Below are 26,651 nucleotides of genomic sequence, written 5' to 3' on the forward strand. Positions count from 1 at the left end.
GAACAAATGAAAAGATATCTCATCAATATACTATTGGGAACTGCTGCAATTGCCGCAGTCAGTTCCTGTAAAAAGGATGAAAAATATACCTATCAAATAGGGGATCCTAAAATCGAATTGAAATCACCTATTTCAGCCGCAAATTTTGGGGATAGTCTCGAATTTCAGGTACACGTGTCGGACAGTGAAGTTGCGCTGTCAACTGTTAAAGCACAATTGTATTTTACAGACGACAAGGTAACAGAAACCGTCATCCGTACCAAACAAAATGGAGACTATGCTGGAAAGATTTATGTTCCGTTCCTGAAAGATATTCCCGATGGAAAAGCAACCCTTAAGTTTGTCTTACAGAATATTAGCCAAAAAATAACGGAACAATCTTTTGATATTAACCTGAGCAGACCCGACTTTCCATATTTAACTTTAGTCACAGCATCTAAATCGTATCGTATGGAAAAGGTAGGGCCTAATCAATATGCGGCAAAAGAGAATTTTCCATTTTCGGTAAAGGGCTATATTCAAGCACCAAAAGTGGGCGCACAAGGCAATCTGATGAATTTTGGTTGGGTCAATAATGTTATAAACCTCGGCTCTACGGCTGAAATCCCATTTTCAAATTCAACTTCTGGAATCTATAGCATCGCATTTAATACCTCAACTTATCAGGCTTCACCGTTTATTATTGCTTATGCCATTAATGGAACGGTATTCAGTCGCCTTGATGATGAGCACTTTAAGGCAGAGTTGAATATGGTAAAAGGCGAGAAGGTAATTCTTGACGGAATAGAAGATCTGAAGAATTGGTGGATTGATCCGGACTATTTTACACAAGCTCCTGACGGATCAATCGCTTTCAACGGAATGAACGGTAAGTATCGCGTTACTGCAGACTTTACCTTAAAATATTTTGTGGTTGAAGCGATGACAGGTAATGATTTAGCAAAATTACAAGATGACGGAAGTGGTGCGGTTTGGATTATTGGTGAAGGAATCGGAAAGCCTAAGGTATCCAGTAATCAAGTGGGCTGGAATACAGATAAAGCGCTTTGTTTGGTGCCGCTAGGCAACAAGAAATACCAGGTAACTGTTAAGGCTGGGGAGTCTATAATTTCCGATAACATCAATTTCAAATTTTTCCATCAAAAGGGGTGGGGCGGTGAATTTGGTGGCACAGACCTGACAACGACAAGTGATATCGTTTTTGTGGGAGATGGAAAGAATGGACGCGACTCAGGCAATCTTGGCATCAAAACCGGTAACGTGTTAGAGACCGGTAAAACCTATGTTTTTACATTGGATTTAACTGCAGGTAATAAGAAAGCTGTCTTGACGATTGCGACAAAATAATAAAGATTGATTTTTTCCAAGTCCCAGGTAGTTTGCTATCTGGGACTTTTTCTTTCGAATGGAAGTTGTTTATTCCAACTTTCATTTGTTATATTTGCCCAAACTCGAGACGAGTCATCATGTGCTTGATTTGGTCAGTTTACAAGATAAAGAGCAATCTTCCTGATGTAAGCTGCTATTGAGAATAAAATATTGGAATGAAAATCAGACTGTTTATATGGATTCTATTACCCTTGATGCTCCTGCAGAGCTTCTCAACGGTATGGCTATGGACAGTCTTCGAGTTGAATCGAGATTATATCGCACGTTACGAATGTATTAATCGCTTTAACGATAATGCGCTTGCCTGTCGAGGCCAGTGTATTTTGATGAAGAAAATGCGCGAGCATGAGGAAAAGGAACAAAAAAATCTTGAATTACGTATTATTGATGTTGTTTTTATAAATAATACGCAAGATTTTACGTTTAAAAACACGGCTCTTTATGAAGACACTGTGGAGCGCCTGCTTCCAGTATATAAAGAAGATTATTCCTATAATCCCATCTTTACAATATTTCACCCCCCTTTGGTTTAAATCCAGCTAGTAATTTATTTGAATAAGTAATCGATCGCTGATGATGGTTTACAGTGTAAGCTAGGGCTAGCATCGCTTTATAATTGCGTCGTGAAAATGCCTTTAGCGATCTCTTGTCAAAGTAGTCAATCTTCCGATTAAACTACTTATTCAGTATTTATTTCAATGAAACCATTATGGTTATTTGGACTACATTGCGATGTGGCTCTGAATCATTATAATGTTGATCGTGGTTAGTAATCTACTTAAAATCAACAGGATGATTTCATTTCGATAGAAAAATATATCCATTTGTCATATAGGATACCAGCATGATTTATTTAAACCGAGCTTGCGAGTTCACGAAGTAAATCGGATCGCTTCCTTATACATGAAATATTATAGATGAGAGATTTATTTATAAAAAAAGCGGGTTTTTATATCGCTATTATAGGTTTTTTTGTAGTCGCCTGTACCAAGGCGAAAACAGACTATGAGGCCGAAAGGGGAAATACCGTTGAAGAGAATATGGAGTTTAAAGAGGTTACAAGCCTTATTTCTTCCGGTTACAATATTCGTATTGAAGCTCCGGGTGGGGTATTGTACCGCGGTTATAATGATATCCGCGTGAAAATCAATAAGCAGCAAAATAATGAACCTGTAGCCGTTTCCGCAGTCAAATTGCTGCCCATCCAAACCAATATGCAAGGACTGAAAATTGTTTGTCCAAACCAGTCCGTAATGGACCATACGTTGGATGGGAGCTACTTTTCGGGTTACAGTGTGTTTACAGATGAAAGTTCTGCAGCAGCAAACTGGAGTTTGGAAATCGATTTTAAAATTGGCGATCAGACTTTCTCTGCTGCACAGCATGTAACTGTAATGCCGCAGACCAATAAAAATCGTAATATAACCACCTTTACCGGGAAAGATGGCGAACACTATTTAATCGCCTTGATTGCTCCTTGGAAACCAAATGTTGCTGAAAATAAACTGGTCGCAGGCATTTATAAATTAGACACTGCGCAATTGGCTTATACAATAGTCAACGGATACACCTTGCAGTTAGATCCGCGTATGCCAGAACCTTCGATGGGCAACCATTCTTCCCCCAATAATAAGGACTTGGTCCAACAGGCCAACGGATTGTACCAAGGTGTTGTCAATTACACCATGACAGGCAACTGGACGCTGAATTTTATTTTGGTCAACCAAAATGGAAGGGCAATAGCAGGGACTGAGGTGCCGAAGGATTTCACTCCGGGGGTAGAAGGGCGTAAAAGTGAGTTATACATCGACATTCTATTTTAGAGGCTATGAAGAAAATAAGTGTTATGCTCTTTATGTTGTCTTTGGGATGGAACGTACACGGACAAAACAATCCTATTACGCGCGATACCACGAGACGTCTAGCGGAGGTTACAGTCAATGCCGCTGCCAAAAAGAGGATCGAAAACGATCTAAAGATGACAGTCTCCGTGGATGAATATTTGGCTTCTGCAAGTAATATCAGCTTCATCAAACGTGGTGCTTACGCTTGGGAACCCCTACTCAATAATATGAGTAGCGAGCGTTCGACAATTACGATCGACGGGATGCATGTCTTTGGTGCATGTACGGATAAAATGGATCCGATAACCTCTTATGTAGAAAGTAATAATCTTGCTGCCATCGATATTAAATCGGGGCAGGAGGGTAATCTGCATGGCGCTACGGTCGCGGGCAGTATAGATCTAAAAAGAAGGAATACCTCGTTTGGGCTGCAGAAAAAAATTGGCGGAGCCTATCAGACAGGTTTTGAATTCAATAATAAGCAGACGTTCAATCTTGGAAATTTATATTACTCAAGCGACAAATTTGTGGCAGATGGAAGTATTGCCTTCCGGAAGGCTGGAAATTATTATGATGGAAATGACGATGAAGTACGGCATTCGCAATATAATAAATTCAATGCGTCTTTGGGCTTGGCCTATAAAACAAGTCCGCTCTCTGCCGTTAGGGTGGATGCTATTTTTGATCGGGCAAAAGATGTGGGATTTCCAGCTTTACCAATGGACCTATCCTTATCCAGAGCGATCATCACTTCCGCGACATACAAACAGTTGTTTGAAGAGGGCTTGGTAAAAGTATGGGACACTAAAGTTTATTTTAATGCTGTTGAGCACTATATGGATGATACAACCCGTCCGGAGAATTTGGTCCATATGGATATGCCAGGCTGGAGTACGACCTACGGTCTTTTATCTAAAATTAATCTGCAGAAAGACCGCTATTCTTCGGAAATACAGGTAAATGCTTACGATAATCTATCGATAGCTGAGATGCGCATGTACCCGCAGGATCGATCCAAACAGACCATGTTTGCCTATAGCTGGCCATGGGTGACCACACGATTCGCGAGTGTAGCCATTAATAACTCGTTAGATCTTTCTGATATCAGTAGACTTGTCTTTGGGGGTTCATTGGGTTTGAACTATAACTATTCGAAATATGTTGAATTCAACTGGATCTTCCATCCGGGTTCTCCACAGAAGAAAAATAGAATTCTGCCGAGCCTACATGCTAGCTATCAGTTAAATATTGGTCAGTTTGACTTTTCTCTAGGAACAGGGTTTGGGCATCGTGCTCCTTCTGTTTCGGAAGCGTATGGTTACTACATCTATAACAGTTTCGATCGTTATGACTATATCGGAAATCCAGATTTAAAAAATGAAGTTTCTTATGAAGCCAATGCCAGTGCCGGATTTAAGACTGGAAAGCTAAGCATTGGGGCCAAGGCCAATTATTTCTTTATACAAGACTACATTATTGGCCGGATTTTGAGTTTGGGTAGCCCCATGAACTATCAATCGGTAGGCGTAAAAGGCTATACCTCTTTAGATCATGCGACGCTGTTTAATCTGGCACTCAATGCGCAATATCAAATTTTGCCAGGTCTAGATTGGAAAGCTGTACTTACCTATGCCAGAGGGCAAGACAATATGGGCGGAAATCTACCTTTTATACGTCCCTTAAGTTATCAAACATCACTGCATTACCGATACAAAATGATCGGCGTGCAGACTTCAATGAACGGGGACTTTAGTCAAGTCAATTTTAGTCCTGAATATGGAGAGGACCAAACTGCATCCTATAAGATTTGGAATGTCTCGGCAGATTATAACTTCAATATTGGGAAATTAAATGCCGCGTTTCAGGTCGGTGCGGAGAACCTTTTCAATGAATACTATAGTACCTATGCGGATTGGGGAAATATACCACGCATGGGTAGGAATATTTTTACATCCTTAAAAATCAATTTTTAAATACCTTAAAACTTAAAAATAAAATGAAAAACAATGCAATTAAACTCCTGATGATCTCTTTGGTTATGGTTTCTTGTAGCAAAAGTGAAGACGTCGCTCACAGTGTTAACTTACATTTCAACAATACATTTAAAAATACAACAATTGTGCTGGGTAGTGCAGATTCCCCAGCTGCTACGACAAATACATCCGCCAGCGGACAACTGTATCAGTTTTCTGAGCTAAAGTATGTAATTAGCAATATCAGACTTATTAAAGCCGATGGGTCTGAGATCCCTTATAATGTAAATGACCTGGATAAAGGGGCTACAGTAATTGATCAGGCGAAAGCAGCAACGTTAAATTATGTACTGACTAATATACCTGTTGGCGAGTATAAACAGATCAAATTCGGTTTGGGGGTAAAACAGGAAATAAATACTCTGGATCAACTGAGATTTCCCGTGTTCTATGCAACAGCAGGAGCAAATGATACTAAAATGCATTGGGAATGGGGGACAGGTTACCGATTTACGAAATTGGAGGGCTTTTATGGTGTTGATCATAAAGAGTTGTCTATTCACACAGGGAGTACGGTCAACGGTACAAACGGTGATGAGTCCACCTATAAACAGGGCGTAGATGCTTACCGGGACATTACCTTGAATTTACCTTCCCTGGTTACTGTTGGAAAAAGTATACCACAGATTAACATCAGGGCGGATTTCGATAAACTCCTAAGCGGTAAAACGAATACCATCACATTGGGGGCCAACAATGCTACACCTAGTATTCATTCGGCAGTGGAAATGGTGAAGTTTGTTGATAATCTTGGCGGTAACGGTAGCAGCGATACAGCAGGGATGTTCACTGTTGAAGGTGTTTCTAACTAAATATGATGTAAATGGCTATGATCTGGAATGCGATTGTAGCCATTTATGGAAAACACATTAGGCATAAAAGCGAACGGATGCTTTCTGCATCAGACTATTGTGTACATTTTGAATATTCATCAACCCTTGATAAAATTAATAGGATGAAAAAAGTCATCTTAATCCTGACCATTATAGTGATTGCTTTATCCTGTAGTAGGGATGATATTGTTGATTCTAAGCTGGAAGATAACCCTATAGTCACTTTCAACATTCCTGCGGATTTTCCGAGTCTAAATAATGCGTTTAAGAGCAATAAGCCAACAAAATATGGTGTTGAATTGGGGGAAAAGCTGTTTCATGAGAAAAGATTCAGTGGAAACAATACGATATCATGTGCCAGTTGCCATAACCCCGCATTGGCTTTTTCCGATGGAAAAATGCAGGCGGTAGGGATAGATGATCGTGTTGGATTTCGGAATACGCCGCCTTTGCAGAATTTGGCTTTTATGAAATTTTATAATTGGGATGGCAATATACTCGAACTGGAAAAGCAACCTTTAGTTCCAATTATCACGCATGAAGAGATGAACTCTTCTATCTTGGAGGTTATCGGTAAAATTAATGGGGATTTTGACTACAAAGTATTGTTCAAGAAGGCTTTTGGCGATGAGAATATTACACCTGAACGAATTTATAAAAGCATTGGACAATATGAGTATACCCTAATTTCAGCCGACAGTAAATATGACAAGGTAAAACGAGGTGAAGGGGAGCAATTCACTATTGAGGAAGAACGGGGGTATCAGCTGTTTAAATTGAAATGTGAAAGCTGCCATGCATCAGAATTATTTACCGATCAGAGTTTTAGAAATGTCGGGTTTCCTTTAAACAAACATCCAGATGAGGCTGGGCGAGCACGTATCACAGGTATCGAAACAGATTATATGGCTTTTCGGGTACCGTCTTTACGAAATGCCGAATACACAGCGCCCTATGGAAGTTTTGGGCAGTTTCCAACGTTGAAATCTGTGCTGGATTATTTCGACAAGGGTGTTTTGGATGCAGCTAACCTTGATCCGATTCTGAAAGAAAATGGCAAAAGAATTCCTATGACAGAAGAAGAAAAGGAAGCTATCATCGCTTTTATTAAAACATTAAGTGATCCGAAATTTGTAGGCAAATAATGCTGATTTACGAATAGAAGAGATCAACCAATTGCTTCGCTTCCTTTACATCATGTACGCGGAGAATTTGTACACCTCTTTCGAGAAGTAGCGTATTTAAAGCAGTGGTGCCGTTTAAAGCTTCCTGGGCGGTGATTCCGATTTTTTTATAAATCATGGATTTACGGGATATTCCGCCCAAAATTGGTAATTCAAAGTAATGAAGTTCATTGACACGATAGAGTAACTCATAGTTTTGTTCCACTGTCTTTGCAAAACCAAATCCCGGATCAAGAATAATGTCTTTTACCCCCATACTTTTTAGCGTGGCAATGCGGTCACCTAAAAAGGTGGCGACGTCAGTTACAATATCGTTGTAATCGGTTTTTTCCTGCATATTTTCGGGAATACCGCGCATATGCATGAGAATATACGGAACTTGATATTTTGCTACCGTGGCGAACATGTTATCGTCGAGTGTACCTCCCGAAACATCATTTATGATGTGCACTCCCGCATCGATTGCCGCAGCGGCAACGTCTGCCCTAAAGGTATCTATTGATAAAATTGCGTCAGGAAATGCAGTTTTAATCGCCCGAATAGCAGGAAGAGCTCGATCCATTTCCTCCTGTGATGAAATCAATGGAGCACCTGGACGTGAGGAATAGGCGCCAATATCAAGGATTTGAGCGCCTTCAAATAATAGTTTCTTTGCTTTGGCTATTGCAAGTTCGACAGTTGTATTGTCCCCGCCATCATAAAAAGAATCCGGAGTCACATTGAGTATCCCCATAATAATGGGCTTTTCGAAGCTCATCAAGGTACCATCGACCAATATGGAATGGCAGGGTGAAGTGTGGAATCTTTTCATCGGAACAAAGCTAGGCGTGGTGTAATAGCGTCTTATTTGACAACTAAAACACCTTCGGCAATAATGCTAATATCTTTTTTAGGTTGTGTAATCTGGTCTATTTCAGCCTGTGATTTACCCAGATCCTTTGCCGCATGTTGTAACGATGCGACAGAAACTTCTTTTTTCTTCGCAATACCCTCGACAACAACCGTTTTACCGACAATGTCTGCTGGCATGAAGAAACCATAGTCTTTAAAACGAACGGTAATAGGCTCTTCACCTTCCCGTTGCAACGTCATGAAACAGCCTTTTTTCTTACATACCTCAACGACCTTACCGGCTACTTTTCCGTTGAATGCGTTCTTTTGCGTAAGTTCTTTTTCAAGCTTTGCTACTGAAATCGCATTGGACGCAGAGATTTCTTTCCCATATTTTACACCAGGTTTGGCGGCGGGAATATCCTTTTGCTGTGCCAAAGATATATTGGTAACAGCAAAGGCTAATGCAAAAAATAAAACGATCTTTTTCATGCTATTTTCTAATAAATTCAAATTTACCACTAGGGTCCAGCTTCATGACAGTAGATGATTTGCCATCTGTTGCAACATCTCTTTCGTAAGCGACGATATAGTCTACCCCATCTTTGATGACATCCGATATTTCGTCGAAATCTTTCGCCGTTGGTTCACCACTGATATTTGCCGAAGTTGAAATGATCGGTTTGCGAAACCGTTGTAAAAGCTGTTCACAAAAAGGGTGTTTGACAATTCGAATGCCAATTGAACCGTCCTCAGCAATTGCATTGGGCGCAAGATTTTTGGCATTCGAATAGACAATTGTCAAGGGTTTTTCTGTATATTCAATAAGTTGATAAGCCACATCCGGGATTTCATTGACATAACTCGCTAATTGATTGTCGTTGTGTAAAAGGACGATCAGACTTTTGGATTTATCTCTTCCTTTTAGTTGGAAAACTTTCTCCACGGCTTCTGGATTGGTGGCATCACAGCCTATCCCCCAAATGGTGTCGGTGGGGTATAGAATTAATCCGCCGTTTTTTAACGTCTCCAAGGCCTTATTCAAATCCTCACGATCTACGAATGCACTCATCTTATCTTTATACTAATTTTAACTTTATACAGCTACATTATGATCACGTAGTGCATCATTTAATGAAGTCTTTTTGTCTGTAGACTCTTTACGTTGACCAATGATCAAGGCGCAAGGAACTTGATATTCCCCTGCCGCAAATTTCTTGGTGTAAGAACCCGGAATAACAACAGAGCGGGCAGGTACATAACCTTTATATTCTACAGGTTCAGGTCCCGTAACGTCGATAATTTTTGTTGAGGCTGTCAATACAACATTAGCACCTAATACAGCTTCTTTTTCTACACGAATACCTTCTACTACAATCGCTCTTGAACCGATAAAAACGTTATCCTCAATAATAACTGGAGCTGCTTGTACCGGCTCCAATACACCTCCAATTCCGACGCCGCCACTTAAGTGTACATGTTTCCCAATTTGCGCACAAGAGCCAACAGTTGCCCAAGTATCCACCATGGTTCCTTCGTCTACATAAGCACCGATGTTAACGTAAGAAGGCATCATAATTACGCCTTTAGCCAAATAGGCCCCTAAACGAGCAGAAGCCCCTGGTACAACACGTACTCCAGTGTGCTTGTAGTCTGTTTTTAATTTCATTTTATCATGAAACACAAAAGGACCAGCAGTCATTTCACGCATTTCATTGATCGGAAAATATAAGATGACCGCTTTTTTTATCCAATCGTTGACATGCCATCTTGTACCGATCATTTCAGCCACACGGATTTCACCGCTATCTAACTTCATGATAACAGCGCGGATCGCCTCTGTATATTCTTTATACTCCAATAATTGTCTATCTTCCCAAGCTTCCTCAATCAATTTTTTAAGTGGCTCTACCATATTATTTGTTTGCTTATTTGAATTAGTTTATTTTGATGTACAAACTTAGATAAAGTTGCAGTTAAAAGCAACTTTATCCATGGTCCCTTGTGCTTTAAGCATATATTTATAACGGAAATATGTTAATTTATCTGGAAGGAACCCCGATAGTTTCTGAATATAATTATTTTTGTAATATGGCTGGAACATCAGAAAAATTGAGAATTGATAAATATTTGTGGTCAATTCGGTTATTTAAGACAAGAACTTTGGCAACGGAGGCCTGTAAGGCTGGACGAGTAAAACTCAAAGGCCAAAATATAAAGCCCTCTTATGAAGTTAAGATCGGAGATGTGTACCATATCCAAAAGGGAATCGAAAAAAAAGTGGTGCAGGTGACAGGTCTTTTAGAACGTCGTGTTGACGCCAAGACTGCTGTTCAATTCTACGAAGATCAGACACCTGTAGAAGAAACGGTAGGGTTTAAATCCGTATTTCATGCGCCCGTACTAAAACGCGACCGCGGAACAGGGCGACCTACTAAAAAAGACCGTCGTGAGATAGATGATTTACAATCTTCAGAATGGTGGGAGAAGGAAGATGAATAAGCTCAAGATATGTGCCATGATACTTGTAGGGAGTCTGGTGGCAATCTCCTGTAAGTCCTATAAAAAATCTGTAAGCGTGACCGAGGGCGAATTTGTTTTGGCGATCCATGGTGGAGCGGGGACGATCTTGAAAAAGAATATGACAGATTCGATGGAACAAGCTTATCGAATTGTCTTAGAGCAAGCACTTCGTATAGGCTATCAAAAGTTGCAAGAAGGTAAATCCAGTTTGGATGCCGTCGAATCGGCTATTCATGTGATGGAAGACTCACCCTTGTTCAATGCCGGGAAAGGAGCGGTTTTTACACATGATGGACGCAACGAACTGGATGCCTCCATTATGGATGGTAAATCCTTGGCTGCAGGGGCCGTTGCAGGGGTGACGACGATCAAAAATCCAATCTCAGCGGCAAAGGCCGTGATGGAACAATCTGAACATGTTATGATGGTGGGGAAAGGTGCTGAAGAATTTGCAAAAAAAGTGGGGCTAACCATCGTAGATCCTTCTTATTTTTGGACTAAAGCACGTTGGGAAGCTTTGCAGAAAATAAAGCAGGAGGAGAATACGCGCACGCAACTAGATCACGATCAAAAACAAAGTTCACGTTTAGGAATCATCAATAAAGATGCTAAATTTGGTACCGTAGGTTGTGTTGCTTTGGATAAAGCAGGTAACCTGGCGGCAGGTACGTCTACAGGAGGCATGACTAACAAGAAGTTTGGACGTGTCGGAGATTCGCCAATTATTGGTGCAGGAACGTATGCGAACAATAATACCTGTGCTGTTTCCTGTACTGGATGGGGTGAATATTATATCCGCACCGTGGCGGCATATTCCGTGTCAGCTTTAATGGAATACAAAGGTGAGCATGTTGATCAAGCGAGCCGACAAGTAATCGATCGGATTGGTGAAATGGGCGGTAATGGAGGCCTGATCGCACTGGATAAAACTGGACATGTTGCGATGCCTTTTAATACCACCGGGATGTATCGCGGTACAGTGACTAAAGACGGTAAGATAACAGTAGAAATTTATAAATAGCCAATTCAGCTGTTTTCATCATCATAAAATATCCCAAGGGGGTCAATGTAATACATATTAACCCCTTGGGATAAATTTTGTTAACTATTTTTTATTGAACAGCGATTATGGCCAATGCTATCAAATTGCCGTCAGGTATTGTTCAATCTCATCAAATTGGATATCGCCATGAGAAGCATCATATAGACTTTCTTTTCCTTCAACAATCAGTATCTGAGGGGATTGATGTGTTACATTCCAACGTTGGGCAATCTCATTTGATAATGGACGGTAGCGCAAAAGATCTAAAAGATAGATTGCATAATCATGGTCTGAAGTCGCAGACATACGCTCAAGACTGCGCTTAGCCATATTGCTAATACCACAAGTCGTGCTATGTTTAAAGATGGCTGCAACTTTATCAGATTGATAAAGCTCCTGTAACTGTTCCTCTGTATTTAATTCTATCCAATTAATCATATTATAGTTCTGTAAATTTTTTCTGTTCTACTTGTACAAAAGACGAAATAGCGGAGAATATACAACTCTTTTGGTCATTGCTTGTCGAATTGAAGAAACTAGGTAAACGCATACCATCGCCAATCTCCTTATATTTGCTCACTTCATAAGTGGTTTTTTCGCCCTTATCTGTGTATTCGTAACGTACAATCTCACCGGTATTTTGATCAATATAAAGCAAACCATCCATCTTGGAACCAAAGATAGTGCCTGACGAGCTGATAGTTGCTATCGTTAATTTCTGTCCAGCGCTGAAACTTTCCTTCTGACTTTTTAGCTGCACATTCTTCTGTCCGATCAGCGTCGGTAAAAGGAGCAGATGAAGATCCGAAAATAATTGGCTTTTAATTGACTTTTTTAGCTCCGGCCCATCTCCAGCTATATTCCCTCCAATAAAGAGTTTATCGGCCCCTGGATTCTTAAAATTAAACAGATAGGTCACCTGATCTGTGCCGCTATAGCCGTCAAATCGACATGCTCCGGTGCTGCGATTGAACAAGAATTTTCGCTCTTCTTTTGACAATTGGTCGGAAATGGTATTTCCCTTTGCTGAGAATGCCAAATATTGCAAAGAATCCCATTTTTCTTGGCCACCGATACTTTGCCAAATCTGCTTGTTTAGACTATCGTCTTGCGCCACAAGATCCAGCTGACAGAATAATGTCAGCATAATGACCAAGAGTACATTCGATAATGTTTTCATAATCCTTTTTTTTAAAAACAATCATCAAGTAAGCCGCATCAAAATTGATCGGTTAAACTTCATCATTGCGTCATTGTCTATAAAACTACCTATCGTTGTACAACTGATTTACAATACAATCAAGATAATTCAATAACAATTTATTCTAGTGAAAAAATAAAAATCGATTAATAAGATAACTGAATATATTATTAATCGATTTATTCAAATATAAGTATCTGAGCAATAAGCTGTACTCAGCAATACTTTTCATTATTGAATGGTAGGCAAAATTAATACCAAAACTAGAATTTTTTGGCAATATGGGCCATTTGTATTGCTGTGATAGCAGCTTCTTCACCTTTATTCCCATGTTTCCCGCCAGCGCGATCCAATGCTTGCTGAAGGTTATCAGTAGTTAACACACCAAAAATAGCTGGTTTATTGTATTTGATCCCGACATTGGCAATGCCATTTGCAACTGCATCGCAGATAAAATCAAAGTGTCTTGTCTCGCCCTGAATGACACAGCCTAAACAGATAACAGCGTCAAAACGCTGATTTCTGAACACAAGATCTGCTCCTGAAATCAATTCGAAACTCCCAGGAACCTCGATGACTTGGATATTGCTTTCTAGAGCGCCATGCTTCTCTAAGCCTGTAATTGCACCATTCAATAATGCACCTGTAATTTCTGCATTCCATTGTGCAACAACGATTGCAAATTTGAATGGACTTGCATCCGCAACTTGGATATGCGAAAAGTCGGATAAATTTTTAATGCTACTTGCCATAATAGGAACAAAGATAGTGATTTTAGATGGTCACAAAAAAAGAGGCTATCAAATAGCCTCCTTTTCGTATATTTTTATAATTATTCTCTTACAAATGTGCTTGTACACGACCTAACAAACCATCAATTGTTGACGCTTCTTGGCTTTCCGGAAAATCTGTTTTAATCTTCTTGTAAGCAGTCTCTGCACTTTTGTAGTCATTTTGCGCTTCATATACAAGACCTAATTTTTTCAAAAAGAGTGGAGTTGTATACGAGTTGCTTGATTTTTCAGAAGCCTGCTTATAGTAGTCTGCAGCTTTTTTGTAGTCTTTTAATTCTGAATAAGCATCACCTGTTAAACCAATTACGAGTGGATCTAGAATTTGACTTCCTGTTGGAGCATATTTTTCAAGCGCTTTCGCAGCCTCATCGAATTTACCTTGACGCAAATATAAACCTCCTAAATAGGCGTTTGCAATATTGGCAGATTTGGTGTTTGAATATTCGTCCGCAATTTGTTTAAATCCAAGAAATGCACCATCGCCCATGATTGCTTTACTTTGTAAAGAATCAATTGTAGCAAGCTGTTCTGCTTTGTACATACGGTTCGAAGCTTCTTCTGCTCTTGGATCAAGATAAAGCTTTTGATATCCAAAATAAAGTAAGATCAATACAACGATACCACCTAAAATGAACACGACACTTTTTTGGTTATCTTGAAAAAAAGATCCTTTTGAAGGTTTGAAACCTTGATTTGTATTATTTGTGTTTTTAGACATTACTAATCAGTAAAATATGGATTGCAAAAATACACTTTTCGAGCAAATTTGCAAGTGTTTTGCAAATTTTAACGTGAATTAACTTTGCTTTTTCGATTCATTCGACAATTCAATTTCCTTGTCTAGCTGTTCGTAGATGGAATTTTTACTTTTGAATTCAGGTACAATAATTTTCATTTGATAGACAACTTCGTTTTTGTTTTGTGTGGATAAACGCTGTTGCAATTCTTCGATTTTCATACACACGATATCATAATTATTTTCTCTGACTTTGGCGATCATGATTTTCTCGTGGTGAGTCGGTAAGGTATTCTCTAAATCATTTAGTAATTCCTCATATAGCTTTTCACCAGGTCTTAATCCGGTGAATTTTATTTCAATATCTTCATTCGGTTTAAATCCTGAAAGGCGAATCATTTTTTTAGCTAACTCAACTATTTTGACAGATTTACCCATATCAAATACAAAAATTTCGCCACCTTGTCCCATTGTTCCAGCTTCAAGGACTAGGCGACATGCTTCGGGAATGGTCATAAAATACCGTGTAATTTCTGGATGAGTAACGGTTACCGGGCCACCTTTTTGAATCTGGTCTCTGAATCGAGGGATAACAGATCCATTGGAGCCTAGGACATTGCCAAAGCGGGTTGTAATAAATTTGGTGTGAACATTTGCCCCTAATGTGTTTTCCAAATGATTGTTTAACGATTGTACATAGATTTCTGCAATACGTTTTGTAGCTCCCATGATATTGGTCGGGTTGACAGCTTTATCGGTAGAGACAAAAACAAATTTTTCAACCTGAAATTCTACGGCTAAATCAGCCAGATTTTTCGTCCCCATCACATTGGTCTGCACGGCTTCCAACGGGTGATTTTCCATCATGGGCACATGTTTGTATGCAGCCGCATGATAGACATAGTGCGGCTTGAAGGTCTCAAAAAGGAGTTGCATCCTTTTTGTGCTGCGGACATCGGCGATGTACGTATGATATACTTGATTTGGGAATTCATCTTGAAGGTCAAGCTGAAGGTTATGCAGGGGTGACTCTGCCTGATCACAAAGTATAATCATCTGCGGTTCGTATCTTCCCAATTGGGTTGCAATTTCACTTCCTATAGAACCGGCTGCGCCAGTGACAAGGATTCTCTTGCCCTTGGTCTGGCTTAGGATGTGGTCGTCGTTAATCTTGATCGGATCCCTTTCCAACAAATCTTCAATTTTTATTTTCTGAATCTGATTGGGATTAAGGTCGCCATTCATGATCTTTTTAACAGGCGGTAGTGTTAAAATATTGACGTTTTTTTCCAGCGCAACATCTGTGATTTCATTTTTGCGGTCCGATGGGATATTGTGCGAAGCGATGATGACCTCCTCAATATTTAATGTGTTAATGAGGTGGCTAAACTTTTGGGAAGAATAAATTTTTGTTCCATCAATTACTTTGTTGATTTTTTGCTCATTATCATCCAAAAAACCTACAATAGCATTTTTGGAACGGACATCATGGTCTAAGGTTCTTTTTACAGCAATTCCCAAATCACCGGCCCCATAGATCAGTGTTTTTTTTCTGGAACCGCTGACTTTTTTGGTGTATAGAAAGAAAATCTTAATAATCGTTCTGTATACAGTTAGAATTAGAAAGGAGAAAAGAGCGAAGAATATGATGAGTGCTGTCGGAATGTTGCGCTCCATTTCGTTTGCCTGGATGACTAGTTTTATAAACAGGAGAACAAAAACACTGAATGTTATCGTTGATAATATACGTATGGAGTCGATGGCGCTTGTGTAACGAACTATCCCAGTATACATTTTGAAGAGATAGAATGATAAAGAGGATACACCTATAAATAAAATGTAACGAATGCTAAAATCAATGTCGAGTAAAAAATCGAAGTTAAAATCATAATAAATGACGTTTGCGAGGAGATAAGCGACGGATACACTAAAGATGTCCAATAAAAAAATGATCCACCGTGGCACTATATTGACTTTACTGAGCATGGTATTATATCTGATTAATTTAAAACAAATGTAGATAAATTTGTTTCATTCCAAAGCTGTGCCAAACCAAATTTATCTTCGTTTGATAAGATTGATTATTTATCGTAATTTTAGCTAACGATCAATTTTACAAGATGAATGAGTTAGGAAAGCTTGCGAGTCAGGCTATGATTTCTCCAAAAGAGATGCTGTTTGAAAAGAAAAAGAATGCAAAAAGTTTATTTATTGGCATTCCAAAAGAAATCTCGCTTCAGGAAAAGCGAATTTGCCTGACACCGTTGGCGGTTGCATTATTGGTAGAAAATGGGCACGAAGTAATCATTGAGACGGGAGCAGGCTCCGGAGCCAATTTTTTGGATCACCATTATAGTGAACAGGGGGCTCGTATTGTATCGTCAAGAGAAGAGGTGTACCAGGCGGATCTGATCATCAAGGTTGGTAGCCCAATGATTAGTGAAGTTAAGTTGATGAAAGAAAGACAGCTTTTATTATCTTCTCAGCAACCCTCACTCATGAATCTGGATGTATTAAAGGCATTAATGCATAAAAAAATCACGGCAATTTCTTACGAATATTTAAGAGATGAGGGCGGTTGCCTAGCAGTGGTTCGTGCAATGAGCGAAATCGTGGGGGCGACGGCAACTTTAATTGCTGGAGAGTATCTGAGCAATGCTTTTGGCGGGAAGGGGCTGATGCTCGGTGGTGTTACTGGAGTAGCCTCTACAGAAGTTGTTATTATCGGCGCTGGCACCGTTGGTGAACAAGCCGCTCGGACGGCTTTGGCGCTAGGAGCAGAGGTAAAGGTATTTGATAATTCCATTTATAAACTTAGACGACTACAAAATAATCTGGGTAGTCGTGTGTTTACCTCTGTTATACAACCTATTATTTTAAACAAAGCTGTGATCAGTTCAGATGTTGTTATTGGTGCTTTACGAGCGCTTAACGGACGTTCCGCTTGTGTGATTTCGGAAGAGACCGTTTCCAAAATGAAACCTAATTCCGTTATTATAGATGTAAGCATTGATCAAGGGGGCAATTTTGAAACTTCGGAGGTAACCTCTCACGATAAACCGATCTTTCGAAAATTTGATGTTATTCACTATTGTGTTCCCAATATAGCGTCTCGGGTAGCGCGAACAGCCACCTATGCCATGAGTAATATCTTCACTTCGATTTTGCTCGATTTCGCTGAACTCGGGGGTTTGAAAAATGCTATTTGGAAGAATCCTGGTATTCGGAGTTCCATTTATTTGTATCAAGGTAACCTGACGAATATAGACATGGCCTCAAGGTTTAATATGACGGCGAAGGACTTAGATTTGTTAGTCGTTTCTTCGTTATAAACCCTAAGTATCCAGCTCGTTCTTGATCTACTCCGGGAGGATGTTACATGTGAAAGGGACGCATATTTCTAGTAGATATAGTTTGGAGATCTTTTTTAAAATGTTATTTAAATGAAAAAAATTTTTATGATTTTATGTTCCTTGATTTCGCTTGTTAAAGCGCAGGAGGCAATCAACCTTTATACAGATTCAATTCCAAATGCAACTGAAAAAGAGCAGGTAAATTTAGAAAAGAACGTCCCCAAGTTATTTGCCTATACAGCAGATAAAAGTATGGATAAAAATATCGCCGTACTGGTTATTCCTGGGGGTGGGTATGCTCATATCGCAATGGATCATGAGGGACATGCTGTTGCTAAAGAGTTGGTGAAAAATGGGTATTCGGCATATGTTTTACAATATCGATTACCTTCGCCGAATATCATGCGCGACAAATCTATCGGGCCTCTTCAGGATGCGCAGCGGGCAATGCAATTGATCAGAACGCTGCACCCCGGACTTCGAAAGGTGGGGGTTATCGGATTTTCCGCAGGCGGACATTTGGCCTCCACTTTAATAACGAAGTTTAAGAAAGACTATATAGTGAATCCTTCACATGTGTCTCTAAGACCTGATTTTGCTGGATTAATTTATCCTGTAATCTCTATGCAAAATGATATCACACATAAAGGTTCGCGTATAAATCTCATCGGAGAAAACCCTTCAGAAGACCAAATCAACCTTTTTTCTTCCAATTTGCAGGTGTCTCCTGAAGTTTGTCCAGTTTTCTTTGTGCATGCCAAAGACGATACAGCTGTACCGATAGAAAACAGTTATAGAATGATTGCTGCTCTGGACAAGTCAAAAGTACCCAACAAGCTTTATACCTTTGAGCAAGGGGGACACGGTTTTGGATTAATTAACAAAACTTCGGATAAGTTATGGTTTGACGCATTTTTATCTTGGCTTGATACACAAGACTAAGTTATGCAATTAATGGTCAAAAGAGATCCAGTGGGATATTGTTAGATCGACAGCCTGTTGTTTTTGTGGAATTATTTGCGATGTTATTATCGCATGTAAGTTAATCTCATTATTGCTCACGACTATTTCATAATAAAAACCTCTGAATCGGACATCTTTTACGAAAAAAGTAGACTGCTCAGCAGGACTGATTGAAATCCATTCTTGATGTATCGCGATTGGTTTATCGCTTGCTATACCTAAACTTTGAGCCTGTTCCACCTGTAATATATTGCTTTTTGCCAGTAATTGGGCGGTATAAGGATGCGATGGATTGCTATACAATACATGTGGGTTGTTTTGATCTAGGATTTTGCCAGATTTCATCACAATGAGATTATCTGCCAGGGCAAGTACTTCCGTTGGATCGTGGGAAACTAAAATGACGGTTAGTCCGGTTTCTTTGACAATATCCTTGATGTCCTGTTGCAAGGTATCCCTAAAAGAGGCATCTACCTGATTGAATGGTTCATCCATGAGTAAGACTTCAGGCTCGTTGATCAATGCACGGCAGATGGCGACGCGTTGTTTTTCTCCGCCACTGATGTCTGCTACTCTTTTTTTAGCGAGGTGATCGATCCGTAGACGTTGTAATATTTCCGCAGTTTTGTCTTGTTTACGTTTGATATCTGTGTTTGGCAATTGTGAGGCAACATTATCCCATACATTAGCATACGTATTCAAATCGTCAAAGCCTTGCGAGACTAATTTCATGGCATCATGTCCGGGAATTAACTTGTCCTTGCGCGTGGGTACTTGCCACCCTTTATAGCGTACAATGCCAGCAGTTGGTTCTAAAAGACCGTATATAAGCCTCAGTAATGTACTTTTTCCACTGCCAGATTCACCAATGATTGCTGTTATTTTTCCCTCTTCGATATCGAAAGAACTATTTTCAACAGCAAACTGCATCGTGTTCTCATGAAATGAAAAGCTCAGGTGTTCGGCATGTATAGCCGCTAATCCGGGCACATGGGTATCAGTTGGAATATATTGACAAGAGGATGAATGAGCCATAGTAGGGAGTCGAAAAAAAGGTAGTTAACGAATAGAAATTTGACGTGTTGTTGCATCTAGGATGCTAATATGTATCTCTTTTGCTTCTTCAGGAAGTAAGTTGGGGATTTTCTCCGGCCACTCAACAAAGCAATAAGCACCTGAATAGAAATATTCCTCATAACCAAAATCGAATGCCTCCTGTTCATCTTTAATGCGGTAAAAATCAAAGTGATATACAGGTCCAATTGGGGACTCATATTCATTAACAATGGAGAATGTTGGACTGGATGTACTGTCTTGTACATGCAATTGTTTACACAGGTATTTTATAAAAGTTGTCTTTCCTGCTCCCATGGAACCATATAATAGAAAAACCCGGGCCTTAGGAAAACTATTTAAAAGTGTCTGCGCCGCTTGAGGTAGATCTGCTGTGGTATTTACAATAATTTCCATGTGGCAAAATTACTATTTCGGTAGGTATGTCGCAAAGGGGATAATCATTTCTTCCAACGAGATTCCACCATGTTGGAACGTTCCATTAAAATAGTTGACAAATTGATTGTAGTTGTTGGGGTAGACAAAATACGAATCTTCTTTGGCAAAAACGTATGTTGAACTCACATGAAGTTTAGGCAGCTGTGCTTCGTGGGGATTTTTGATAGCAAAAACATCTTTGTCGATATAATTCAGATTTTTGCCTTGCTTATACCTCAAATTTGTATTTGTATTTCGATCACCAACGATTTTACTTGGCTTTTTTACCCGGATCGTGCCATGGTCGGTTGTAATAATCACACGCACTTTCTTTTGCGAGAGCCATTTTATTGCCTCTAATAAAGGTGAGTGTTCAAACCAAGACAATGTGAGGGAGCGATATGCTGCTTCGTCGTTCGCTAATTCACGAATCATAGAGCTGTCCGTACGCGCGTGAGAAAGCATATCAACAAAGTTATACACCAATACATTCAGTTGATTGTGCATGAAATTGCCGAGATTGTCTAACACGTCCTTTCCTTGTTCCAGCGTCAAAACTTTGCTGTAGGAGTGTTTGATGGCCTTGCGGTAAAGTCGCTTGATCTGATCTTCCAAAAATTTATCTTCATATAAATTCTTGCCGCCTTCATCCTCATCATTTTGCCATAATTTTGGAAAGCGTTTTTCCATTTCCAGTGGAGTTAAGCCACTAAAGATGGCATTTCTAGCATATTGTGTTGCCGTTGGTAAAATACTGTAATAGGTTATCTCCTCCTCAAGTCGAAAATAATCGGTGATGACCTCATTGATAATTTTCCATTGATCGAAACGCAAATTGTCTATTAGAAAGAAAAATGTCGGTATATGATCTTCTATGGTCGGAAATACCTTCTTCTTAAATAGCTGGTGGGATAGAATCGGCGCGTTTTCGGGACGGTTAATCCACTGTAAATAGTTGCTTTCTATAAATTTTGAGAATTGCATGTTTGCTTCGGATTTTTGCATCGTCAGAATTTCATGCATATTGTTGTCCTCAAGCTTTTCGAGGGACAATTCCCAGTATACCAGTTTTTTGTAGACTTCTGACCATTGATTGAAATCCAGATTGTCATTTAAGATCATCCCCAAATTGCGGAAGTCCTGTTGATAGGCCATGGATGTTTTCTCATTGACAAGACGCTTGTTCTCCGTTAATTTTTTTATTGTCATCAAGATCTGCTTGGGGTTGACCGGCTTGATCAGATAATCATCTATTTTGGAGCCGATGGCATCTTCCATGACATGTTCTTCTTCGTTTTTTGTGACCAGAACAACTGGAACTGTAGGGTTGATCGATTTGAGTATGGCAAGTGTTTCGAGCCCGGTTAGCCCAGGCATATTTTCGTCTAAGAAAACGAGATGGAAAAAACCATTCTTAAAGGCTTCAACGGCATCATTTCCATTGTTGACCGTGTCAACTTTGTAACCTTTGCTTTCTAAAAATAAAATGTGTGGTTTTAGAAAGTCAATTTCATCGTCAGCCCAAAGAATATGTGTTTTTTGCATCTTGTTATTATATGTCTATTAGTAGAGGGGAGGATCTGATTTTCGATCTCATGCTAACATAAGCAAATATCGTGCTTTAGATTTTATTTTTAACATTTCTTAACGGTGAACTAACTATCTTTGTTTTAAGTTTATACTAGTGTTACCCAAGGGTTCGTGATTAAAGCGCTCGGTATCATAATTTATAGTGTTGATGATCGTATTAATTTGTCGCCACGTTGAACAAAAATAAAATTATTAATGATCCGGTATATGGATTTGTCGCTATTCCTACAGGATTGGTCTTCGACCTGGTGCAACATCCTTATTTTCAAAGGCTCCGCTATATTAAGCAGGTGAGCATGACACATCTTGTCTATCCCGGAGCTTTGCATACTCGCTTTCAGCACGCCATAGGAGCGATGCATTTGATGTCGATGGCTTTGGAAACTTTGCGGAGTAAAGGTGTCACCATTTCTGCTGATGAAGAGGAGGCTGTTCTTTCGGCAATTTTGCTACATGACATAGGCCATGGTCCTTTTTCCCATTCTTTGGAGCATAGTTTGATTGAAGGAGTTTCACATGAGTTATTGTCCTCCCTGTTGATGAATCGTATCAACCAGGATTTGGACGGAAGGTTAAGCTTGGCAATTACAATCTTTAACAATAAATATGAACGCAAATTTCTCCATCAATTGGTGTCGAGCCAATTGGACGTTGATCGAATGGATTACCTCAATAGAGATAGTTTTTTTACCGGTGTATCGGAAGGCGTGATCTCATTTGATCGTATCATAAAAATGCTCAATGTCGTGGCGGATGAAATCGTGGTGGAATATAAAGGGCTGTATTCTGTCGAGAAATTCCTGATTGCACGACGGCTGATGTATTGGCAAGTCTATTTACATAAGACCGTTATCGGTGCTGAACAATTATTGATTAAAATTCTGCAGCGGGCAAAATATTTAACGGCTGCTGGTCATAAGCTCTTTTCTACCCCGGCTTTTCATTGGTTTTTAAGCCAGCAGGTCAACAAAACTAATTTTTTGGATGACCCGTTACATTTGGATTGGTTTACTCGTTTAGATGATACGGATATTATGTCTGCCATAAAAACATGGGAACATCATGAGGATTCTATTTTAAGTACAATGTGCCAGCGCGTTATGAAACGTAATCTATATCGCTCTGTCATGAGCAATAAACCATTCTCGCCAGCATATGTAGATTTAGTGAAATCGAAAGTACAAGCTGAGCTGGGTGTGGCTCAGGAGGATATTCATTATTATGTATTTATGCAGGAAATTCAAAACCGTGCCTATAATTCTTCCAAGGATCAAATAAAAATATTATTGAAATCCGGTGAGCTCGTGGATATAACAGAGGCTTCTGATCTAGGGAATTTAGAAGCACTATCGAAAAATGTGGCTAAATACGCCTTATGTTATCCAAAAGAGGTGGGATATGTTGCAATTACTTCCATCAAGTAGTTATTTTTTAATAAAAAAACATAGATTTGTACCATGCAATTTACTGCTCAACAAATAGGGACATTATTAGAAGGACGGATTGAAGGAAATCCAGAAGTTACTGTAGGTAACCTTGCCAAAATTGAGGAAGGTAAAAAAGGCGATCTTTCTTTTTTGTCAAATCCAAAATATGAGCATTTTATTTATACTACTGACGCCTCGATTGTAATTGTGAATGAAGATTTACAATTGACCCAAGCAACTAAGCCGACTTTAACGATCATACGGGTGAAGAATGCATATGCTGCTTTCTCTACTATTTTGAATATGTATAATGAGTTCCGTCTTGACAAAAGCGGACGTGAGGAGCCTCATTTTATACATACTGAAGCGGAGATCGGCCAAGGAGGTTATATTGGTGCATTTGTATATATTGGACGAGGGGCTTCCATTGGAGATAACGTGAAAATTTACCCACAGGTCTATATTGGCGATAAAGTAACGATTGGAGATAATACAACACTCTATCCAGGGGTAAAGATTTATCATGATTGTAAGATTGGGAAAAATGTCGTCGTACATTCTGGTGTTGTGATCGGATCGGATGGATTTGGATTTGCACCACAAGAAGACGGAACATATAAAAAAGTACCTCAGATTGGTTATGTGCAAGTGGAGGATAATGTTGAGATCGGCGCCAATACAGTAATCGATCGAGCAACAATGGGTGCTACAATCGTGCGTGATGGTGTTAAGTTGGATAATTTGATTCAAATTGCACATAATGTTGATATTGGAAAGAATACTGTAATCGCAGCGCAAACAGGTATTTCTGGTAGCTCAAAAATTGGAGAACATGTGGTTTTAGGAGGCCAGGTTGGGGTTGTTGGGCATATTGTTGTTGCAAAGGGCTCTCAAATCCAGGCGCAATCAGGAGTGAATAGATCGATTAAAGAAGAAGGTAAAAAGTGGGGCGGTACACCAGTGATGCCTTATCAGCCTCAATTGCGTTCTAATGTGATTTTTGCACGCCTCCCTGAGTTGGAAAAACGAATCCAAGAGTTAGAAAAGTTAGTAGAAAAAAAATTGAAATAATTATTTTTCATTGAAAATAAACTGTTCTTTAATGGTGATGAAATAAGCATTCCAGGCACTGCTATGGCAACATCGATGTAGCTTAAGGGATAAATGTTTTGTCAAAAGAAGTTTTGATTTAAAAATATGTTATTAGAAATGAATGTAAAACAGCGAACCATCAAAAACGAGGTTGAAATTTCGGGGGTAGGTCTTCATACAGGGAAAATTGTATCGATGACGATTAAGCCAGCTCCGGAAAATCACTGGTTTAAGTTCAGACGGGTAGATTTAGCGGGACAACCAGAAATTTTGGTTGATGCGGATAATGTGACGGATACCTCCAGAGGGACGACAATAACGCAAAATGGAGCAAGTGTGAGTACAATTGAACATTTGATGGCATCGTTAATTGGTTTACAAATTGATAATGTGCTGATTGATATTGACGGCCCTGAGATACCCATACTCGATGGAAGTTCAGCAATTTTTGTGAAGTTGTTAGAGGAAGCGGGATTTGAAGAACAAGATGCTGACCGGGATTATTATGAGATATCCAACAATATCCATTATGCAGAGCCAGATCGCAAAGTTGAAATACTGGGTATGCCAATGGATGGTTATCGTTTGACTTGTATGATCGACTTTAATTCGCCTGTGTTGGGAAGTCAACATGCCGCAATAACATCGATTGAAGATTTTAAATCAGAAATAGCCTCTTCGCGTACGTTTTGTTTTTTACACGAATTGGAAATGTTGGTTGATCATGGCCTTATTAAAGGTGGTGATTTAAGTAATGCAATCGTTATTGTGGACAAGGAGACTTCTCCTGAGGAATTGCAGAAATTAGCGCATCTTTTTCATAAAGAAACCGTTGCAGTTGCTAAGGAAGGAATATTAAACAATAATCAATTGCGTTACCAAAATGAACCTGCTCGACATAAATTGTTGGACATGGTTGGAGATCTAGCGCTAGTTGGAAGACCTTTGAAAGGGCATATTATGGCTGCACGACCAGGCCATGCTGCGAATGTAGCTTTTGCAAAAAAAATAAAGGAGCAGATCAAGAAAGATAAAACACGTAAAAAAATCAAGGTTTACGATCCCAATATGCCTGCATTATACGATACGGTAGAAATCATGAAGATCTTACCACATCGTCAGCCCATGCTTATGGTCGATAAAATTCTTGAATTGACGGAAACACATGTGGTGGGTTTGAAAAATGTTACCATGAACGAAGATCTATTTATGGGACATTTTCCTGGTGCGCCATTATTTCCTGGTGTTTTGCAGGTAGAGGCTATGGCACAGACAGGGGGAATTTTAGTGTTGAAGACGGTCCCTGATCCAGAGAATTGGTTGACCTTATTCCTTAAAATTGAAAATGCACGTTTTAAAGCACAGGTAACTCCAGGGGATTCTGTTATTTTTAGATGTGACTTGATGGAGCCGATCCGAAGAGGTATCGCAAAAATGAAAGGTGTGGCTATGGTAGGAGAGAAAATTGTGTGCGAAGCGGAGCTTATGGCACAAATCGTAAGAGTAAATAACAACTAAAGTAGTATAGATGATACAGCCCTTAGCTTATATTCATCCGGAGGCAAAAATTGCTAAAAATGTGGTCATCGAGCCATTTGTAACCATTTATAAAGACGTCGTCATTGGTGAAGGCACTTGGATAGGATCAAATGTGACGATCATGGATGGAGCTCGAATTGGAAAAAACTGTAAAATATATCCCGGTGCAGTAATCTCTGGGGAACCGCAAGATTTAAAATTTGATGGTGAGGTTACTACAGCTGAAATTGGAGACAATACAACCATTCGTGAGTGTGTAACAATCAATAGAGGAACCAAGGATAGGTATAAAACAGTCATTGGAAAGAATTGTTTGATCCAAGCGTATAGTCATGTTGCACACGATTGTGAAGTAGGTGACAATTGTGTTTTCTCAAACAACAGTACACTTGCTGGACATATTACGGTAGGCGATTATGTTGTACTTGCTGGGATGGTCGCTGTTCACCAATTTGTTAAAATTGGTTCGCATGCATTTGTTACCGGTGGTTCATTGGTACGTAAGGATATTCCTCCTTTTGTTAAGGCCGCGCGTGAACCGATTTCTTATGCGGGCATTAATTCTGTTGGATTGAGAAGAAGAGGATTTTCGGAAGAGCAAATTGCTGAGATTCAGAATCTTTATCGCATTCTTTTTGTCCAAAACAGAAACCTGGCTAAAGCGATAGAAATTATAGAAGCTGAATATCAGGCAACGGAAATCCGTGATGAAATTTTGGATTTTATTCGAAACTCAGGCCGCGGTATCATGAAAGGATTCAATAATAGAGCGATGTAGTCGCTTTG

At 39.5% G+C, this 26,651-nt stretch carries 26 protein-coding genes; 14 read left to right on the top strand and 12 right to left on the bottom strand.

The features are described 5' to 3' along the window. Window positions 1-6 precede the first annotated feature (6 nt). The 6 genes from AAW12_RS16460 to AAW12_RS16485 all read left to right on the top strand — a co-directional run bounded on the left by AAW12_RS16460 (window position 7) and on the right by AAW12_RS16485 (window position 7,244). Window positions 7-1,347: a DUF5125 domain-containing protein gene (locus tag AAW12_RS16460; RefSeq protein WP_046674748.1), complete on the top strand. Its 1,341-nt coding sequence runs from the start codon at window positions 7-9 to the stop codon at window positions 1,345-1,347. A 197-nt stretch (window positions 1,348-1,544) separates the two neighbouring features. After that, window positions 1,545-1,922: a hypothetical protein gene (locus AAW12_RS16465; protein ID WP_075990767.1), complete on the top strand. Its 378-nt coding sequence runs from the start codon at window positions 1,545-1,547 to the stop codon at window positions 1,920-1,922. A gap of 384 nt (window positions 1,923-2,306) precedes the next feature. Next, window positions 2,307-3,212 (top strand): hypothetical protein, encoded by a 906-nt coding sequence (locus AAW12_RS16470; protein WP_046674750.1) that lies wholly within the window; start codon window positions 2,307-2,309, stop codon window positions 3,210-3,212. 5 nt (window positions 3,213-3,217) lie between these two features. Then, window positions 3,218-5,206 carry a TonB-dependent receptor plug domain-containing protein gene (locus AAW12_RS16475; RefSeq protein ID WP_046674751.1) on the top strand — a complete coding sequence of 663 codons (1,989 nt, stop codon included), beginning with the start codon at window positions 3,218-3,220 and terminating at the stop codon, window positions 5,204-5,206. Window positions 5,207-5,229: 23 nt separating this feature from the next. Next, window positions 5,230-6,078, top strand: coding sequence for an MbnP family protein (locus tag AAW12_RS16480; protein ID WP_046674752.1), 849 nt, complete (start codon window positions 5,230-5,232; stop codon window positions 6,076-6,078). 143 nt (window positions 6,079-6,221) lie between these two features. Next, on the top strand, window positions 6,222-7,244 hold the full coding sequence (locus AAW12_RS16485; RefSeq protein ID WP_046674963.1) for a cytochrome-c peroxidase: 1,023 nt from the start codon (window positions 6,222-6,224) through the stop codon (window positions 7,242-7,244). A 7-nt stretch (window positions 7,245-7,251) separates the two neighbouring features. Here AAW12_RS16485 and folP read toward each other — a convergent pair whose 3' ends face one another. The 4 genes from folP to AAW12_RS16505 are packed head-to-tail and all read right to left on the bottom strand — an operon-like array spanning window position 7,252 to window position 10,029. After that, a complete protein-coding gene (gene folP / locus AAW12_RS16490; protein ID WP_046674753.1) occupies window positions 7,252-8,094 on the bottom strand; it encodes a dihydropteroate synthase in 843 nt (280 codons plus the stop codon). A 32-nt stretch (window positions 8,095-8,126) separates the two neighbouring features. After that, window positions 8,127-8,606 carry a DUF4920 domain-containing protein gene (locus tag AAW12_RS16495; RefSeq protein ID WP_046674754.1) on the bottom strand — a complete coding sequence of 160 codons (480 nt, stop codon included), beginning with the start codon at window positions 8,604-8,606 and terminating at the stop codon, window positions 8,127-8,129. 1 nt (window position 8,607) lies between these two features. Beyond that, window positions 8,608-9,186 carry an L-threonylcarbamoyladenylate synthase gene (locus tag AAW12_RS16500; protein WP_046674755.1) on the bottom strand — a complete coding sequence of 193 codons (579 nt, stop codon included), beginning with the start codon at window positions 9,184-9,186 and terminating at the stop codon, window positions 8,608-8,610. Between the two features lie 24 nt (window positions 9,187-9,210). Further along, window positions 9,211-10,029 (bottom strand): 2,3,4,5-tetrahydropyridine-2,6-dicarboxylate N-succinyltransferase, encoded by an 819-nt coding sequence (locus AAW12_RS16505; RefSeq protein WP_046674756.1) that lies wholly within the window; start codon window positions 10,027-10,029, stop codon window positions 9,211-9,213. 176 nt (window positions 10,030-10,205) lie between these two features. Between AAW12_RS16505 and AAW12_RS16510 the strand changes: the two genes are divergently transcribed. Both AAW12_RS16510 and AAW12_RS16515 read left to right on the top strand, forming a co-directional pair. After that, window positions 10,206-10,616, top strand: coding sequence for an RNA-binding S4 domain-containing protein (locus tag AAW12_RS16510; RefSeq protein ID WP_046674757.1), 411 nt, complete (start codon window positions 10,206-10,208; stop codon window positions 10,614-10,616). 16 nt (window positions 10,617-10,632) lie between these two features. After that, window positions 10,633-11,658 carry an isoaspartyl peptidase/L-asparaginase family protein gene (locus AAW12_RS16515; RefSeq protein WP_231585288.1) on the top strand — a complete coding sequence of 342 codons (1,026 nt, stop codon included), beginning with the start codon at window positions 10,633-10,635 and terminating at the stop codon, window positions 11,656-11,658. A gap of 120 nt (window positions 11,659-11,778) precedes the next feature. On the opposite strand, the gene ytxJ is transcribed toward AAW12_RS16515, so the two are convergent. From ytxJ to AAW12_RS16540, 5 genes are all read right to left on the bottom strand, one after another. Further along, window positions 11,779-12,117: a bacillithiol system redox-active protein YtxJ gene (gene ytxJ / locus AAW12_RS16520; protein WP_197084070.1), complete on the bottom strand. Its 339-nt coding sequence runs from the start codon at window positions 12,115-12,117 to the stop codon at window positions 11,779-11,781. 1 nt (window position 12,118) lies between these two features. Beyond that, window positions 12,119-12,859, bottom strand: coding sequence for a hypothetical protein (locus tag AAW12_RS16525; RefSeq protein ID WP_046674759.1), 741 nt, complete (start codon window positions 12,857-12,859; stop codon window positions 12,119-12,121). 284 nt (window positions 12,860-13,143) lie between these two features. Beyond that, window positions 13,144-13,632, bottom strand: coding sequence for a 6,7-dimethyl-8-ribityllumazine synthase (ribH, locus tag AAW12_RS16530; protein WP_046674760.1), 489 nt, complete (start codon window positions 13,630-13,632; stop codon window positions 13,144-13,146). An 88-nt stretch (window positions 13,633-13,720) separates the two neighbouring features. Continuing rightward, a complete protein-coding gene (locus AAW12_RS16535; protein WP_046674761.1) occupies window positions 13,721-14,392 on the bottom strand; it encodes a tetratricopeptide repeat protein in 672 nt (223 codons plus the stop codon). Between the two features lie 78 nt (window positions 14,393-14,470). Next, window positions 14,471-16,396 carry a polysaccharide biosynthesis protein gene (locus tag AAW12_RS16540; RefSeq protein ID WP_046674762.1) on the bottom strand — a complete coding sequence of 642 codons (1,926 nt, stop codon included), beginning with the start codon at window positions 16,394-16,396 and terminating at the stop codon, window positions 14,471-14,473. 134 nt (window positions 16,397-16,530) lie between these two features. Between AAW12_RS16540 and AAW12_RS16545 the strand changes: the two genes are divergently transcribed. Together AAW12_RS16545 and AAW12_RS16550 are read left to right on the top strand one after the other, a co-directional pair. Next, window positions 16,531-17,742, top strand: coding sequence for an alanine dehydrogenase (locus tag AAW12_RS16545; RefSeq protein WP_046674763.1), 1,212 nt, complete (start codon window positions 16,531-16,533; stop codon window positions 17,740-17,742). Between the two features lie 111 nt (window positions 17,743-17,853). Continuing rightward, entirely contained in the window at window positions 17,854-18,705 is an 852-nt protein-coding gene (locus AAW12_RS16550; RefSeq protein ID WP_046674764.1) for an alpha/beta hydrolase, read from the top strand. Between the two features lie 9 nt (window positions 18,706-18,714). Here the strand turns inward: AAW12_RS16550 and AAW12_RS16555 are convergent, their stop codons facing one another. From AAW12_RS16555 to AAW12_RS16565, 3 genes are read right to left on the bottom strand one after another with little or no spacing between them, the layout of a single operon-like run. Next, window positions 18,715-19,761 (bottom strand): ABC transporter ATP-binding protein, encoded by a 1,047-nt coding sequence (locus tag AAW12_RS16555; RefSeq protein ID WP_046674765.1) that lies wholly within the window; start codon window positions 19,759-19,761, stop codon window positions 18,715-18,717. 24 nt (window positions 19,762-19,785) lie between these two features. After that, on the bottom strand, window positions 19,786-20,196 hold the full coding sequence (gene tsaE / locus AAW12_RS16560; RefSeq protein WP_046674766.1) for a tRNA (adenosine(37)-N6)-threonylcarbamoyltransferase complex ATPase subunit type 1 TsaE: 411 nt from the start codon (window positions 20,194-20,196) through the stop codon (window positions 19,786-19,788). A gap of 12 nt (window positions 20,197-20,208) precedes the next feature. Beyond that, window positions 20,209-21,762, bottom strand: a complete 1,554-nt coding sequence (locus AAW12_RS16565; RefSeq protein WP_046674767.1) for a bifunctional response regulator/alkaline phosphatase family protein — start codon at window positions 21,760-21,762, stop codon at window positions 20,209-20,211. A gap of 218 nt (window positions 21,763-21,980) precedes the next feature. On the opposite strand from AAW12_RS16565, the gene AAW12_RS16570 reads away from it, so the two are divergent. The 4 genes from AAW12_RS16570 to lpxA all read left to right on the top strand — a co-directional run bounded on the left by AAW12_RS16570 (window position 21,981) and on the right by lpxA (window position 26,643). Further along, window positions 21,981-23,231, top strand: coding sequence for an HD domain-containing protein (locus AAW12_RS16570; protein WP_046674768.1), 1,251 nt, complete (start codon window positions 21,981-21,983; stop codon window positions 23,229-23,231). A gap of 33 nt (window positions 23,232-23,264) precedes the next feature. Next, window positions 23,265-24,305 carry a UDP-3-O-(3-hydroxymyristoyl)glucosamine N-acyltransferase gene (lpxD, locus tag AAW12_RS16575; RefSeq protein WP_046674769.1) on the top strand — a complete coding sequence of 347 codons (1,041 nt, stop codon included), beginning with the start codon at window positions 23,265-23,267 and terminating at the stop codon, window positions 24,303-24,305. 138 nt (window positions 24,306-24,443) lie between these two features. Continuing rightward, on the top strand, window positions 24,444-25,844 hold the full coding sequence (locus AAW12_RS16580) for a bifunctional UDP-3-O-[3-hydroxymyristoyl] N-acetylglucosamine deacetylase/3-hydroxyacyl-ACP dehydratase (protein ID WP_175441947.1): 1,401 nt from the start codon (window positions 24,444-24,446) through the stop codon (window positions 25,842-25,844). A 10-nt stretch (window positions 25,845-25,854) separates the two neighbouring features. After that, window positions 25,855-26,643, top strand: coding sequence for an acyl-ACP--UDP-N-acetylglucosamine O-acyltransferase (lpxA, locus tag AAW12_RS16585; RefSeq protein ID WP_046674771.1), 789 nt, complete (start codon window positions 25,855-25,857; stop codon window positions 26,641-26,643). The last annotated feature ends 8 nt before the right edge of the window (window positions 26,644-26,651 follow it).

The organism is Sphingobacterium sp. Ag1 (genome assembly GCF_000988325.1).
GTDB lineage: Bacteria > Bacteroidota > Bacteroidia > Sphingobacteriales > Sphingobacteriaceae > Sphingobacterium.

Coding starts and splice junctions, on each gene's coding strand:
- AAW12_RS16500 (WP_046674755.1), bottom strand. CDS start 9,186: ATGAGTGCATTCGTAGATCGTGAGGATTTGAATAAGGCCTTGGAGACG.
- folP (WP_046674753.1), bottom strand. CDS start 8,094: ATGAAAAGATTCCACACTTCACCCTGCCATTCCATATTGGTCGATGGT.
- ytxJ (WP_197084070.1), bottom strand. CDS start 12,117: ATGATTAATTGGATAGAATTAAATACAGAGGAACAGTTACAGGAGCTT.
- AAW12_RS16480 (WP_046674752.1), top strand. CDS start 5,230: ATGAAAAACAATGCAATTAAACTCCTGATGATCTCTTTGGTTATGGTT.
- AAW12_RS16525 (WP_046674759.1), bottom strand. CDS start 12,859: ATGAAAACATTATCGAATGTACTCTTGGTCATTATGCTGACATTATTC.
- AAW12_RS16550 (WP_046674764.1), top strand. CDS start 17,854: ATGAAAAAAATTTTTATGATTTTATGTTCCTTGATTTCGCTTGTTAAA.
- AAW12_RS16555 (WP_046674765.1), bottom strand. CDS start 19,761: ATGGCTCATTCATCCTCTTGTCAATATATTCCAACTGATACCCATGTG.
- ribH (WP_046674760.1), bottom strand. CDS start 13,632: ATGGCAAGTAGCATTAAAAATTTATCCGACTTTTCGCATATCCAAGTT.
- tsaE (WP_046674766.1), bottom strand. CDS start 20,196: ATGGAAATTATTGTAAATACCACAGCAGATCTACCTCAAGCGGCGCAG.
- AAW12_RS16495 (WP_046674754.1), bottom strand. CDS start 8,606: ATGAAAAAGATCGTTTTATTTTTTGCATTAGCCTTTGCTGTTACCAAT.
- AAW12_RS16515 (WP_231585288.1), top strand. CDS start 10,633: ATGATACTTGTAGGGAGTCTGGTGGCAATCTCCTGTAAGTCCTATAAA.
- AAW12_RS16475 (WP_046674751.1), top strand. CDS start 3,218: ATGAAGAAAATAAGTGTTATGCTCTTTATGTTGTCTTTGGGATGGAAC.
- AAW12_RS16580 (WP_175441947.1), top strand. CDS start 24,444: ATGAATGTAAAACAGCGAACCATCAAAAACGAGGTTGAAATTTCGGGG.
- AAW12_RS16485 (WP_046674963.1), top strand. CDS start 6,222: ATGAAAAAAGTCATCTTAATCCTGACCATTATAGTGATTGCTTTATCC.
- AAW12_RS16470 (WP_046674750.1), top strand. CDS start 2,307: ATGAGAGATTTATTTATAAAAAAAGCGGGTTTTTATATCGCTATTATA.
- AAW12_RS16460 (WP_046674748.1), top strand. CDS start 7: ATGAAAAGATATCTCATCAATATACTATTGGGAACTGCTGCAATTGCC.
- AAW12_RS16535 (WP_046674761.1), bottom strand. CDS start 14,392: ATGTCTAAAAACACAAATAATACAAATCAAGGTTTCAAACCTTCAAAA.
- AAW12_RS16565 (WP_046674767.1), bottom strand. CDS start 21,762: ATGCAAAAAACACATATTCTTTGGGCTGACGATGAAATTGACTTTCTA.
- AAW12_RS16540 (WP_046674762.1), bottom strand. CDS start 16,396: ATGCTCAGTAAAGTCAATATAGTGCCACGGTGGATCATTTTTTTATTG.
- lpxA (WP_046674771.1), top strand. CDS start 25,855: ATGATACAGCCCTTAGCTTATATTCATCCGGAGGCAAAAATTGCTAAA.
- AAW12_RS16510 (WP_046674757.1), top strand. CDS start 10,206: ATGGCTGGAACATCAGAAAAATTGAGAATTGATAAATATTTGTGGTCA.
- AAW12_RS16505 (WP_046674756.1), bottom strand. CDS start 10,029: ATGGTAGAGCCACTTAAAAAATTGATTGAGGAAGCTTGGGAAGATAGA.
- AAW12_RS16545 (WP_046674763.1), top strand. CDS start 16,531: ATGAATGAGTTAGGAAAGCTTGCGAGTCAGGCTATGATTTCTCCAAAA.
- AAW12_RS16465 (WP_075990767.1), top strand. CDS start 1,545: ATGAAAATCAGACTGTTTATATGGATTCTATTACCCTTGATGCTCCTG.
- lpxD (WP_046674769.1), top strand. CDS start 23,265: ATGCAATTTACTGCTCAACAAATAGGGACATTATTAGAAGGACGGATT.